Source organism: Enterococcus sp. AZ194, assembly GCF_051713825.1.
GTDB lineage: Bacteria > Bacillota > Bacilli > Lactobacillales > Enterococcaceae > Enterococcus_K.
The window spans coordinates 1,559,810-1,572,087 of the sequence record NZ_JBIOQR010000001.1 but is presented as its reverse complement, the minus strand read 5'-3'; the positions used below and the strand labels follow the sequence as shown (position 1 = coordinate 1,572,087).

11 protein-coding genes are annotated in these 12,278 nt (G+C 35.8%); 3 read left to right on the top strand and 8 right to left on the bottom strand.

Features of this window, described 5'->3' with window-relative positions; translation table 11 throughout:
- Window positions 1-54 precede the first annotated feature (54 nt).
- Together IGI37_RS07355 and IGI37_RS07350 are read right to left on the bottom strand one after the other, a co-directional pair.
- Entirely contained in the window at window positions 55-978 is a 924-nt protein-coding gene (locus IGI37_RS07355) for a carbohydrate ABC transporter permease (RefSeq protein ID WP_438760951.1), read from the bottom strand.
- 17 nt (window positions 979-995) lie between these two features.
- The gene (locus IGI37_RS07350) at window positions 996-1,967 is read right to left on the bottom strand and encodes an ABC transporter permease (protein ID WP_438760950.1); all 972 of its coding nucleotides are present in this window, start codon (window positions 1,965-1,967) and stop codon (window positions 996-998) included.
- A gap of 192 nt (window positions 1,968-2,159) precedes the next feature.
- Between IGI37_RS07350 and IGI37_RS07345 the strand changes: the two genes are divergently transcribed.
- From IGI37_RS07345 to IGI37_RS07335, 3 genes are read left to right on the top strand one after another with little or no spacing between them, the layout of a single operon-like run.
- The gene (locus tag IGI37_RS07345; RefSeq protein ID WP_438760949.1) at window positions 2,160-2,870 is read left to right on the top strand and encodes a DUF624 domain-containing protein; all 711 of its coding nucleotides are present in this window, start codon (window positions 2,160-2,162) and stop codon (window positions 2,868-2,870) included.
- Complete coding sequence (locus IGI37_RS07340; protein ID WP_438760948.1) at window positions 2,848-4,599, top strand: histidine kinase; 1,752 nt, start codon at window positions 2,848-2,850, stop codon at window positions 4,597-4,599. Before IGI37_RS07345 ends, IGI37_RS07340 begins: the two co-directional genes overlap by 23 nt.
- Complete coding sequence (locus IGI37_RS07335; RefSeq protein WP_438760947.1) at window positions 4,596-6,122, top strand: response regulator transcription factor; 1,527 nt, start codon at window positions 4,596-4,598, stop codon at window positions 6,120-6,122. The genes IGI37_RS07340 and IGI37_RS07335 overlap by 4 nt, the downstream gene beginning before the upstream one ends.
- 96 nt (window positions 6,123-6,218) lie before the next feature.
- Here the strand turns inward: IGI37_RS07335 and IGI37_RS07330 are convergent, their stop codons facing one another.
- The 6 genes from IGI37_RS07330 to gatC form a co-directional block, all read right to left on the bottom strand.
- Window positions 6,219-6,347, bottom strand: a complete 129-nt coding sequence (locus IGI37_RS07330) for a hypothetical protein (RefSeq protein ID WP_272927907.1) — start codon at window positions 6,345-6,347, stop codon at window positions 6,219-6,221.
- Window positions 6,344-7,717 (bottom strand): 23S rRNA (uracil(1939)-C(5))-methyltransferase RlmD, encoded by a 1,374-nt coding sequence (gene rlmD, locus IGI37_RS07325; protein WP_438760946.1) that lies wholly within the window; start codon window positions 7,715-7,717, stop codon window positions 6,344-6,346. The genes IGI37_RS07330 and rlmD overlap by 4 nt, the downstream gene beginning before the upstream one ends.
- A 175-nt stretch (window positions 7,718-7,892) precedes the next feature.
- Window positions 7,893-8,927, bottom strand: a complete 1,035-nt coding sequence (locus tag IGI37_RS07320) for a diacylglycerol kinase (RefSeq protein ID WP_438760944.1) — start codon at window positions 8,925-8,927, stop codon at window positions 7,893-7,895.
- A gap of 11 nt (window positions 8,928-8,938) precedes the next feature.
- Entirely contained in the window at window positions 8,939-10,369 is a 1,431-nt protein-coding gene (gene gatB, locus IGI37_RS07315; protein ID WP_438760942.1) for an Asp-tRNA(Asn)/Glu-tRNA(Gln) amidotransferase subunit GatB, read from the bottom strand.
- Complete coding sequence (gene gatA / locus IGI37_RS07310; protein ID WP_438760941.1) at window positions 10,369-11,838, bottom strand: Asp-tRNA(Asn)/Glu-tRNA(Gln) amidotransferase subunit GatA; 1,470 nt, start codon at window positions 11,836-11,838, stop codon at window positions 10,369-10,371. The genes gatB and gatA overlap by 1 nt, the downstream gene beginning before the upstream one ends.
- The gene (gene gatC, locus IGI37_RS07305; RefSeq protein ID WP_438760939.1) at window positions 11,838-12,143 is read right to left on the bottom strand and encodes an Asp-tRNA(Asn)/Glu-tRNA(Gln) amidotransferase subunit GatC; all 306 of its coding nucleotides are present in this window, start codon (window positions 12,141-12,143) and stop codon (window positions 11,838-11,840) included. The genes gatA and gatC overlap by 1 nt, the downstream gene beginning before the upstream one ends.
- Between the last annotated feature and the right edge of the window lie 135 nt (window positions 12,144-12,278).

Sequence of the window (12,278 nt, the reverse complement as noted above, 5' to 3'; positions counted from 1 at the left end):
ATAAAGCCTCCTATATTTTTAATTAGATGAACCTGTCATCTATTTTACCCTAACTCACTCTTTTACAGCACCAATCGTTAAACCACCAATAAAGTACTTTTGGAAAAATGGATAGGCAATCAAGATTGGCGCAGTAGATAAAACCACAACCGCCATTTTAATCGTCTCTGTAGGTAATGAATTGTTAGCGGTGATTCCCATTTTCCCAGCATTATTGGCAATAAACTCAATATTTGTTTCCATTTTCATTAAAAGATACTGTAAAGGAACAATCTTGTTACTATCGATATACAATAGAGCGCTAAACCAATCATTCCAATACCCCAAAGTTAAAAATAACGCGATAGTTGCTAATCCTGGTAATGATAACGGCAGGATAATCTTAAAGTAGATGGTCCATTCGCTTGCTCCATCCATATAAGCTGATTCAATCAAGGCTTCGGGAACAGACATCTGATAAAAGGTTCGCAAAATCATAATTGAAAAGGTACTCATACACAATGGTAAAATTAACGACCATACAGAATTTCTTAAGCCTAAAATGTTGACGATAACAATATAATTTCCGATAATACCGCCACTAAATAACATAGGGATAATTGAATACTTGGATAAGAAACCACGATAAGCATATTTTTTTCTGGATAAGGTATAGGCAAAGGTTGACATCAAAAACACGCCGATAATTGTCCCCATCACTGTGATAAATACAGTTGTTCCAAATGATCTAAATACCGCACCATCTTCAAAAATCATTTGATAGGCATCCAAACTCCATTTTTTTGGAATAAATTGATACCCGAATTTTTGAATAGATTCCGAATCAGTAAATGAAATAATAATCACTAATATAAATGGAATCACGCTTAACAATGTAATTATTCCGAGAAAAGCCGTTATAAGTAGATTAGATTTTCGACTGACTCGACCAAATCGGTTTAATGATTCGCCCAATGTGGTTTGTTTTTTTTCTTCCAAAATAGCTCACCTCCTAATTAAAATAAACTTTGTCCTTTATCAATTTTTTTAACAATTCCGTTAGTGATAAGGACTAGAATAAATCCAACCACCGATTGTAGCAGACCTCCTGCAGCTGATAAACCGATATCCCCCATTGTTGCAAGTCCTCGGTAAATGTACGTATCAACCGTTTGTGTGACAGAGATTAAGGCACCTGAATCTTTTGGTACTTGATAAAACAGTCCAAAGTCTGATCTAAAAATCCCACCAACTGCTAAAATAAGTAAAATAACAATTACTGGTCTTAGCATGGGCAGTGTAATATGACGTATCTGTTGCCATTTAGAAGCCCCGTCCAACATAGCCGCTTCATAATAAGATTTGTCAAACCCACAGATGGCTGCGAGATAGATAATCATGTTGTAGCCCATTGTTTTCCAGATAGAAACCAGAGTTAAAATGAAGGGCCAGTATTTCGGTTCCATATAAAACTGAATTGGTTTAAGCCCAATTGTTTTTAAGAGGCTGTTGACATACCCGCCAGTCGGATCTAAAAAAGCGAATACTATATAGCTAACGACCACCATTGATAAAAAGTAAGGAATAAAAAGAACACTTTGATAAAGCTTTGATAATTGCTTGCTGAATATCTCGTTTAGCATCAGTGCCATAGCCAATGGAATGATAATCCCCATCAGAATGAAAATGACATTGTAGCCCACGGTGTTTCGAATGATTAAGGATGCATCCCCACTTTTAAATAAAAAGTTGAAATTATCTAATCCAACCCACTCACTTTTCATAAAACTTTCAAAAAAATTCCCGTGTAAGCGGAATCGTTTGAATGCAACAAAAATTGCAAACATTGGTAAATAAGAAAAGATGGCAAACCAGATAATTCCTGGAGCTGATAGAATGAAAAGTTCCTTGTTTTTAAGGAATCGATGCCATTTCTTTTTTATTTTCCCCTCATGCTTGTTCTTATTTTTCACAGAACTTATTTCCATTTGCGTCTACCTCCTTGTCTTCATGGTTTAAGCATACAGAATAGAAAACGCTTCCTCAATTGGTAAAATTTCACATTTATTGTATGAATTATAGTTCCCTTATTTGATTCATTTGAAGACGTAGACAATTAAATAGAAGTCCTTTATATTGTAAGTAAGCGCTATCTTATTGTAGGAAGGAAGTTCTATCAAATGAAAAAAGTTTTCCCTAATGATCTTCAATCAATCACTCAATTGATTGTTCGATTGCTTCTTTTGAACGTTCTATTTATTCTTATGTCCTCCCCCTTATTCTATCTACTGTTGACAATCGGTATAAAACAAATAAATCATTATCCATTCTTATTCTTCTTGGCAAGTTTATTTCTTTTGCCAAGTGCAATTGCTCTATTTAGATGCACGTTTTCTGTAATTGATACACCAGATGAAGCCGTTTATCGCCTTTTTTTCCGCTCTTATAAACAAGCTTTCTCAAAGGAAATGATTCCTTTGTTGTTCATTCATCTTTTTTTGTTTTTGATTAGCTTCGATTCAATCATTTATTCTTTTTTTCCTAGTCTCAGTCTTTTATCCCCAATCTATTTTATTCTGAGATTCTTTTGTCTAAGTATTTACCCAGTCTATTGTTTGGAGATTGCCTTATTCAGCAACCCTGTTCGTGTACATTTTAAAAATGGGTTAATTTTATTTTTTTCTCAGCCTCTTTTGATTCTTTTGACAATTGGTTATGGGTTGTTTACCTTACTGATTATAAGTGAGCTACCGGTCGCCCTCCTCTTGTTTGTTTTTAGCTTATTCTGTTATTTATATATAAGTTTTAATTATGGTGCATTAACTGATAGAATAGCTAAGAGTAGATTACAGCAAGGGAATGAAAAAAATGACCTTTCAACAAACGTTTGAAAAATTAAATATTTTTAAAATAAATGCTTTTCGTAGGATTTTTCAGCAATATCTCTTTATTATAATCGGTGTCATTGTTATTCTATTTTTTGTATTTCATTCGTATGTGTTAAACATCAAACAAGAAAAAACGAATGTCTTAAACAATAATTATGTGACCCTTAAAACAGAAATTATTAAAGAACAGAATATTGTAGATACCCTAACGAATGAGCTTTTTATCCAACAACCTGATTTGGAAGACTTAAATAATTTTTTGAAATTAACGTATGCGGATTATTTTGAATATAAAACTGAGCGTTATATGAATAGTGAATCATCTAATTATTATGGAACATTGACTTTTATTAAGAAGGTCTTCTACTCTTATCCCAATTTTTCTGAAATCGTTTTCTATGATAAAGACGAGCAGATGCTGACTGTCTTTTCTAATAAGGGGGCAGATTTTCTTCGACGAATTAAGATAGACTTACCTGATGAAGCCTTAACTACTAAGGAAATTACTTCAATCGCTTTAAACAAAAAAGCGCCACCTGGTCTCTTATCCTTTCATAAAACACTGAATAATCCATCGACTTTGGACAATGTGGCAGAAATCTATTACATCTTTAACAACCAAACCATTTATAATCAGCTGACAACAAACGTTCAAGATTCAGCTGGAGATCTTTTTTTATTAGAAAATAACCAATCGATTTATAGTAGTTTTTCAGGGACAGAAAATAACGGGAGAAAGTTGAAAGACTTTCAAGAAGAAAAATTCTCATCAAACTACCAAATTGTAGCAAAAATAAACGCTAATAAAGTTTGGGGTGCTATTTTTCACCTATATTTTTATTTTATTCTTATCGCTCTTGTAATTATTGTTATTTCATTTCCTGTGATTGTGCGTCATTTGCGTAATTTGGAAGGGAAAATCGTTTTAATTTCGCAAAAAATGACTGCGATTCAACAAGGTGACTTTACTCAATCTAACGAAACTCACGAAAACAATCGTACGGATGAATTTGGGCTCATCCAAAATGGTTTGGATGAGATGGCCAATCAGCTACGTCAATACATAGATAATGTGTATGTCAGTGAAATTAAGCAGAAAAACTATCAAATGAAAACATTACGCTCACAAATCAACCCTCATTTCCTCTACAACACACTAGAGTCAATTCGAATGAAGGCCGTCATAAATAAAGATGATTCGGTGGCAGAAATGCTTTATAATACCTCGCGTCTTTATAAAAATATGATTAAGGGAAAAGAATTAATTCCACTAAGTGAGGAATTAAGCTTCTGTGATTCTTACTTACGTTTATTCGAATTACGTTATGAGGATAATTTGTTCTATGATATTTCAATTGAAGATAGTTTGGAGACAGCCTTAATTGAAAAGCTATCTATTCAGCCACTAATCGAAAACTATGTGATCCATGGTATTGATATTGACTCAGATAGTAACTTCATAGAAATTACTTGTGAACAAAAGGATGAGGATATTATGATTTCGATTAAAGATAACGGCAAAGGAATCCCTGTTGAGAAGTTATCCTTAATCCAAGAACAACTAAAAAATAATGATATTGAGTCAAGTGATTCAATGGGGCTTTTAAATGTAAATTATCGTATTAAGGAATTATTTGGTGAATCATACGGTGTTCAAATTGCTACGAATGACTGGGGCGGCGTGAGCGTCTTTCTAATGATTCCAAAAAATAAAGGGGGAATAGAATCGTGAATATTTTACTTGTTGATGACGAAAAGTTGATTCTCAAAGGACTAAAACAAATCCTCCTGGACGAGATTAAGGAGATACATTCTATTACTACGGCTACATCAGCCAAAGAAGCAACGCAGCTATTTTATGAGCTGCGTCCTTCAATAATCCTATCTGATATACGGATGCCTGAGATGAGTGGATTAGAACTGATTAGTCAGTTGAAAAAGACCGATATTCCATTTAAATCAATTATTATTAGTAGTTATGATGACTTTGAATACGCCAAAGAAGGAATCTTACTGGGCATTGAAAATTATTTAATTAAGCCGATTAATCGAGCCGAACTAGTAGCGACTGTTTCTTCAACCATTACCAAGATTGAAAATGAACGAAAGAAAAAGCAGCTTTGGACAGAAAATGAGCGAGAAATATTTAAAGATAATTTTTTAAGAAGGATTTTATTACAAAAACTGTCCCCTACTGATTACCAAAACTGGGAGGAACTACTTACCCCCTACAAATCTTGGGGGAAAATTGCGATGGCCTACATCATGTTCAGCGAGCTAGCAACCATTGTGAATAAAAATGATCTCGTGCGTTTATTGAAACAGACTTTTCCAGCCATTGAATTAGTCAAATTAACAGCTGATGAAGTGGTGCTTATCTATAATCCGGAAACTATTTCTGATACACAGATAAAAGAGAGCGTCCAATCGTCTCAAAACTATTCCGAGGTCTTTTTAACGTTTGGCAATTCTGTCAATGAGATTGAAGAAATTCATCTCTCCTTTCAACAAGCAAAAAAATTACAGTCCTATAGTCTAGTTTTTGGTTTCGGCAAATGCATTACCGAACAGGATGTGAGCAAAGACTACCGTTTTACCGAACAACTTGTCACCCAAGAGGAGTTAAAACAATTAATTTTAGAGGGCAACCAAGAAACGATTTATGATAAATTTCAGCTGCTAAAAACAGATATTTTGAATGCCCATCTGGATCCCTTAGCTATCCAAAACGTAACAATCGGGATAGGAATCATGCTTTATCGAATTTCTGCAGATTTTGGCCTTGCTGAAGCCGATGAAATTAGTACCCTTCGTTATCTAGTTGAACGGATTACGCAGCAGAAAACAATCAATCGAATTGTTGACTTTCTCTATGATTTTATCCAGCTTACGATAGAAAAAATGAAAAACAATGAACAAACCTATTCACCGGTTATTCAGCAAATTCTTAAGATTGTGAATGAAGATTTGCGCACCCATCATTCATTAAAAATTTTAGCAGATAAGTTTAATATGAACTCCGCTTATCTAGGCCAGCTCTTCCAAAAAGAAATTGGGATGGGCTTTAATCAATATTGTCATCACCAGCGAATGAAACAAGCAAATGAGTTAATTATCAACTCAACAAGTAAAATTAGTGATATTGCCAAATCATTTGGTTATGATGATGTCAGCTACTTCTACCGACTCTATAAAAAAGATTATGGTATAACACCCAACAAAATTCGTTCCAACAAATTTGCCTACAAAAGCTGAGTTTTATTATTTAGAATGACAAATAGAGCCTATACTAACCATTTTCTGGCGTACAGGCTCTACTATTTGGTGCTATAACATTTAGGCTGACTTAGATTATTTATTAAAAATCTTAGGGCCTTTTCTCATGTTTCTGCGGTCATTTTTGGGTGTTTCCATTTGTTTTACTCGACCGCCCCCTTGTTTCTTTTTGATAATCTCTAACATTTTTTCTTTTGAATTCATTTTTTCTCCTTTACTAATAACGCAACAGCCTCTGTATGATAACTTTGTGGGAACAAATCAACTGGCTGAATTTTTTCTGTTTTGTAGCCTAACTCTTTGAATAGTTTTAAATCACGCGCTAGTGTTGCTGGGTTACAAGAAATGTAGACCACTTTATTCGGTTTCATTTCAGCAGTTGATTGAATGAAGCTTTCTGCCAAACCTTTACGCGGTGGATCAACAATAACAACTGTTGGATTAATTTCACGTTCTTGCCATTTTTTCATGACAACTTCGGCTTTACCTACTTGATAATGCGCATTGTCTACGTGGTTTTTCTCCGCATTAATTTGAGCATCCAAAATCGCTTCTGGTGTGATTTCAACACCGTAAACGTCTTTTACTTTGTCCGCTAATGAAATCCCAATTGTTCCGATTCCTGAATAGGCATCAATCACAACATCCGATTTAGTTAACTCAGCAAAATCAATCGCTGTTTGGTAGAGAACTTCTGCTTGAATTGTATTTACTTGGTAGAACGATTGAGGGGAAATTCTAAATGTATTCCCTAAAAGCTGATCTAGCATATGATCTTTCCCAAATAAGACACGATTCTCTTTACCTAAAATAACATTAGTTTTATCTTCGTTAATATTTTGAATAACAGAGACAACTTCTGGAATTTCTTTATTGATTGTTTCTGCAATTACATCGCTTTTAAAGAATTTTTCTTTACGCGTCACTAAGATAACCATCATTTCATGCGTATAATGACCACGGCGTACGATAATATGACGAAGCATCCCTTTATGTTTTTCTTCATCATAAGCACGAACGTCAAACCGTTGTAAGATATTTCGAATTGTAACGATTGCTTGATCAATCTCAGGGTCTTGAATGTAAAAGTCTTCAATTGGAATCATTTGATGACTGTTTTTACGATAAAAACCAGTGACTAACTCCCCGTCAACACGTCTTACAGGAATTTGAGCTTTGTTTCTATAACCAACAGGATTTTCCATTCCCAAGGTTTCATAAACAGGAACATCAGGCATTTTAGCTATTTTTTTCATGACATTTTTGACTTGGTCTTGTTTAAACTCTAACTGTTTTGTATAGCTTAAATGGCTAAGTGGCGCAATTCCTGTGCGTAATAAATCCACATCTTTTAGTGGTTGTCTATCAGGACTTTCGGTTAACCAATTCTCAACCTTGGCAAATCCAAATTTATTGCCGACCTTGATGACTAAAACTTCGACCTCTTCACCAGGTAAACTATTCTCGATAAACAAGGGATAACCGTCTACTTTGGCCACACCCATACCTTCATGCGTTAAGTCGACAATCGAAACCGTTAGGCGTTGATTTTTTTGTACTGGATATTCTTTCATTTTCTGTTGGACTCCTCTTTGAGCAAATTTGCTCTCATTATTCTAATGAATGTTTTCATAAAATGCAAGGTAAACTCGTAAAAAAAGAAAATCTGAACGGAGAACTTAGGGACATCTACACGTGTTTTCCTAATTCTACGTTCAGATTTTCTTCTATTTTTTGGTGTTGGCAACTTTACCCACGTTTTCCATCACCATTTATATCTTGATCGGTCAATTTTTCGACTTCTTTAACAAATTCTTTTCCAGCATTCTCAATTTCAACTTCTTCGGCAGTTTCACCAGTGATTGCCTCATCAGGAATTTGATCTGTATTGGCCAAAAATTCAATATGTTGGTGCAAATTTTCGAAAGTCATCGGCGCATCGCCACCATACTCTCCATCAAGATTAATCATCATGCGCTTTTCACTATCTGATGTTTCGGCATATAGTTTACTTGTTTTTGTATAAATCAAACGAGGATCATCAATATGCTTTCCACCATTTAACATGAGGGCTGCAATGTGTAAAATCTCAAATAAGTTGGCTGTTTTTACAATAATTAACGAAAATTTTCCATCATCAAGCTTTGCATCCGGAACGATTCGTTCAAACCCACCAACAGAATTAGTTAAGCCAAGGAAAAACATCGAGGCATTCCCATTATATTCACCTTCATCGTATTTCAAGTGCATTTTAATAGGCTTCACTCGAGGCAACATCTCAGCACCCTTCGCTATATAAGCAAGATAACCAAAAATACTTTTTAATTCGGAAGGAACTTCATAGGTTAACTCAGTCAAATAACCACCAGCTGCAATATTGATAAAATAATTTTTATTTGTTTTCCCAATATCCATTTTGACAGTTTGATCTTTTTTGATTATCTCTGCGGCTGCTTTAATATCATCTCTAGGGATTTTTAGCGCCCTAGCGTAGTCATTTGTAGTTCCAGCAGGGATAATCGCCATCTTAGGTCTCTTTTCTAACGGAGCCAGCCCATTAACCACTTCGTTAATGGTGCCATCTCCGCCTGCTGCGACGACTAAATCAAATCCTAGTTCACCGACCCGTCTCGCTTCATCTCTTGCTGAATTCGGCGCAGGCGTAGTCGCGTACGTGCTTGCTTCATACCCTGCTTCTTCCACCACCATAAGGATGTCCGCTAAACTTTTTTTCACTAATTCTTTTCCTGATGTAGGATTATATATGACGCGTGCTTTTTTCATGTTTTGACCTCTTAACGTTTTGCCAATTCTTCTTGCAATAGTTTGTTTACAACGCCAGGATTTGCTTGCCCTTTCGTTGCTTTCATCAATTGACCGACTAAGAATCCAACTGCGCGGTCTTTCCCATTTTTGAAATCGTCAACAGACTGTTGATTATTGTCTAATACTTCATTAATAATCGGTAACAATTGCGCTGGATCAGATAATTGAACCAATCCTTTTTCTTGGACAACTGTTTTGGCATCGCCACCGTTAATAATTAGCTCACGGAAGACCTTCTTAGCAATTTTAGAACTAATTGTTCCATCTGCAATCAAATTAATCATACCCGCTAAGTTGTTTGGTGTTAGTTTCGTTTCGCCTAATTCAAGTTTTTCACTGTTTAAGTAAGCAGAAACTTCCCCCATTAACCAGTTAGAAACTTGTTTTGGCTCTGCGTTGTTTTCAACGGCTTCTTCAAAGAAATCTGACATTTCTTTTGTTAAGGTAAGAACCATTGCGTCATATTCAGGTAAGTCTAATTCTTTAACATAACGAGCGCGACGTGAGTTTGGCATCTCTGGTAGTGTTTCGCGAACTTTTTCAATCCACTCATCATCAATGACAAAACGAGGAATATCTGGTTCTGGGAAATAACGATAATCACTCGAACCTTCTTTTACACGCATCAAGACTGTTTTATTTGTTGTTTCATCAAAACGAAGGGTCTCTTGTTGAATTTCACCACCAGAAAGGAGCACTTTTGCTTGGCGTTTTTCTTCATAAGCCAACCCTTTTTTCACGAAGGTCATTGAATTCAAGTTTTTCAATTCTGCTTTTGTCCCAAATTCTTCTTGCCCATAAGGACGTAAAGAAATGTTGGCATCACATCTCATAGAACCTTCTTCCATCTTGACATCACTGACTTCTGTAAATTGAATAATTGAACGTAAAGCTTCTAGGTAAGCATAAGCTTCTTCTGGAGAACGCATGTCCGCTTCAGAAACAATCTCGATTAACGGTGTTCCTTGACGGTTTAAATCAACATAAGAAAAACCGCCAATACCGTGCATGTTTTTTCCAGCATCTTCTTCTAAATGGACACGTTCAATACGAATTTTTTTCTTTTTACCTTCTACTTCAATTTCAATCCAACCATCATGACCAATCGGTTGATCAAATTGTGAAATTTGATAAGCTTTGGGATTATCTGGATAAAAGTAGTTTTTACGGTCAAAGTGCGTATCTTTAGAAATCTCACAGTTTAGAGCAAGAGCGGCTTTCATCCCAAATTCTAAAGCCGTTTTATTCATTACAGGTAAAACGCCTGGGTAACCCCAGTCGATAATATTCGTATTACTATTTGGTTCTGCCCCAAAGTGAGCAGGCGCTGGAGAAAAGATTTTAGAGTTGGTTTTTAATTCCACATGGACCTCAAGTCCGATTACTGTTTCAAAGTTCATTAGGCTTGTCCTCCTAAAATCACTGGTTTTTTCTTATGGAAATCCGTTGCTTGTTCAAAGGCATAAGCTGCTTTGTACATTGTTGCTTCATCAAAGTGATTACCGATTAATTGAAGACCAACTGGTAAGCCCTCTGAGAATCCACCAGGAATTGACATACCAGGAAGTCCCGCAAGATTTACTGGAATCGTTAAAATATCACTCTTATACATCGTAATTGGATCATTAATGTTTTCACCAATTCCAAATGCAACAGTTGGTGATGAAGGACCAATGATTAAGTCGTATTGGTTAAAGACTTTATCAAAATCTTGTTTGATTAGTGTTCTCACTTGACCAGCTTTCTTGAAGTAAGCATCATAGTAACCCGAACTCAGTGAGAAAGTTCCAAGCATGATTCGACGCTTAACCTCTGTCCCAAATCCTTCAGATCTTGATTGTACATAAATTTCATCTAAGTTTTTTGCATGTTCCGAACGGTACCCATAACGAATACCATCAAAACGTTGTAAGTTCGAGCTTGCTTCTGATGAGGCAATAATATAGTAGACTGCTACTCCATATTTTGAATGTGGTAAGCTGACTTCTTCAACAGTTGCACCTAAAGCACGGAATGTTTCTGCTGCTTTTAGAATCGCTTCTTGAACGCCAGGAGCAATACCTTCCCCTAGATATTCTTTTGGTAAAGCAATCTTCATGCCTTTGATATCACCAGTTAGACCTTCAGCAAAATTGGGCACAGAAACGCCTGCTGAGGTACCATCTTTTTCATCGTAACCACTAATTGCAGTCAATGCTAAAGCATTATCTTTAACTGTTCTTGTCATTGGCCCAATTTGGTCTAATGAGGAAGCAAAGGCAATCAGCCCAAAACGTGAAACGCGGCCGTAAGTTGGTTTCATCCCAACAATTCCGTTAAAAGCGGCTGGCTGACGAATACTTCCGCCAGTATCGCTACCTAAAGAAACTGGCACTTGACCCGCTGCTACAGCTGCTGCAGAACCACCTGATGAGCCACCAGGAACTTTTGTGTGGTCCCAAGCATTTTTAGTTTTTTTGAAGGCTGAATTTTCGGTACTTCCACCCATCGCAAACTCATCCATATTTAATTTGCCGACAGGAATTAAGTCAGATTGATAGACTTTATCCATCACTGTCGCATCATAGATTGGGTCAAAGTTATATAACATTTTTGAAGCTGCGGTTGTCCGCAAGTCTTTCGTTACAATGTTATCTTTAATCCCGATTGGAATTCCTGCTAACACATTGCCTTCAGTAATTCCTTTTTCATCGATTGCTTTGGCTAACTCGATAGATTTTTCTTCGTTCAGTTGTAGAAATGCATCAACTTTAGGTTCAGTTTCTTTAATTCGATCAAACGTTGCCTGCGTTAAATCTTGTGAAGTAATCTCTTTTGAGACCAACAAGTCATGTAATTCAACTAATGATTTGTCATACAATTTTTCCATTATGCGCCTGCCTCTCCTTCATCAATAATTGCCGGCACTTTGATAAAGCCGTCTTCTGTTTCTGGAACATTTCTCATTAACTCATCACGATTCCAGCCTGGTTGTACGCGGTCTTGGCGCATAACATTAATTGTTTCAATTACATTGGAAGTGAAATGGACACCTTCCGTATCAACTTCTTCCAATAATTCAACCATATCAATGATTTTTCCTAATTGATATGTGAAACTTTCAAGCTCTTCTTGACCGAATTCTAGCTTCGAAAGTTTAGCAACGTGTTTGATTTCTTCTTCACTAATTGCCATCTATACCCCTTCTTTCTTCTCACTTTATATACACTATCTATTTATTTTACCATAAATTTAATTGAGTTTTAAAATACTTTCATGAAACTTCTCATAAATATACAGAATTCTTTTTATTTATTGAGACATTTAGTA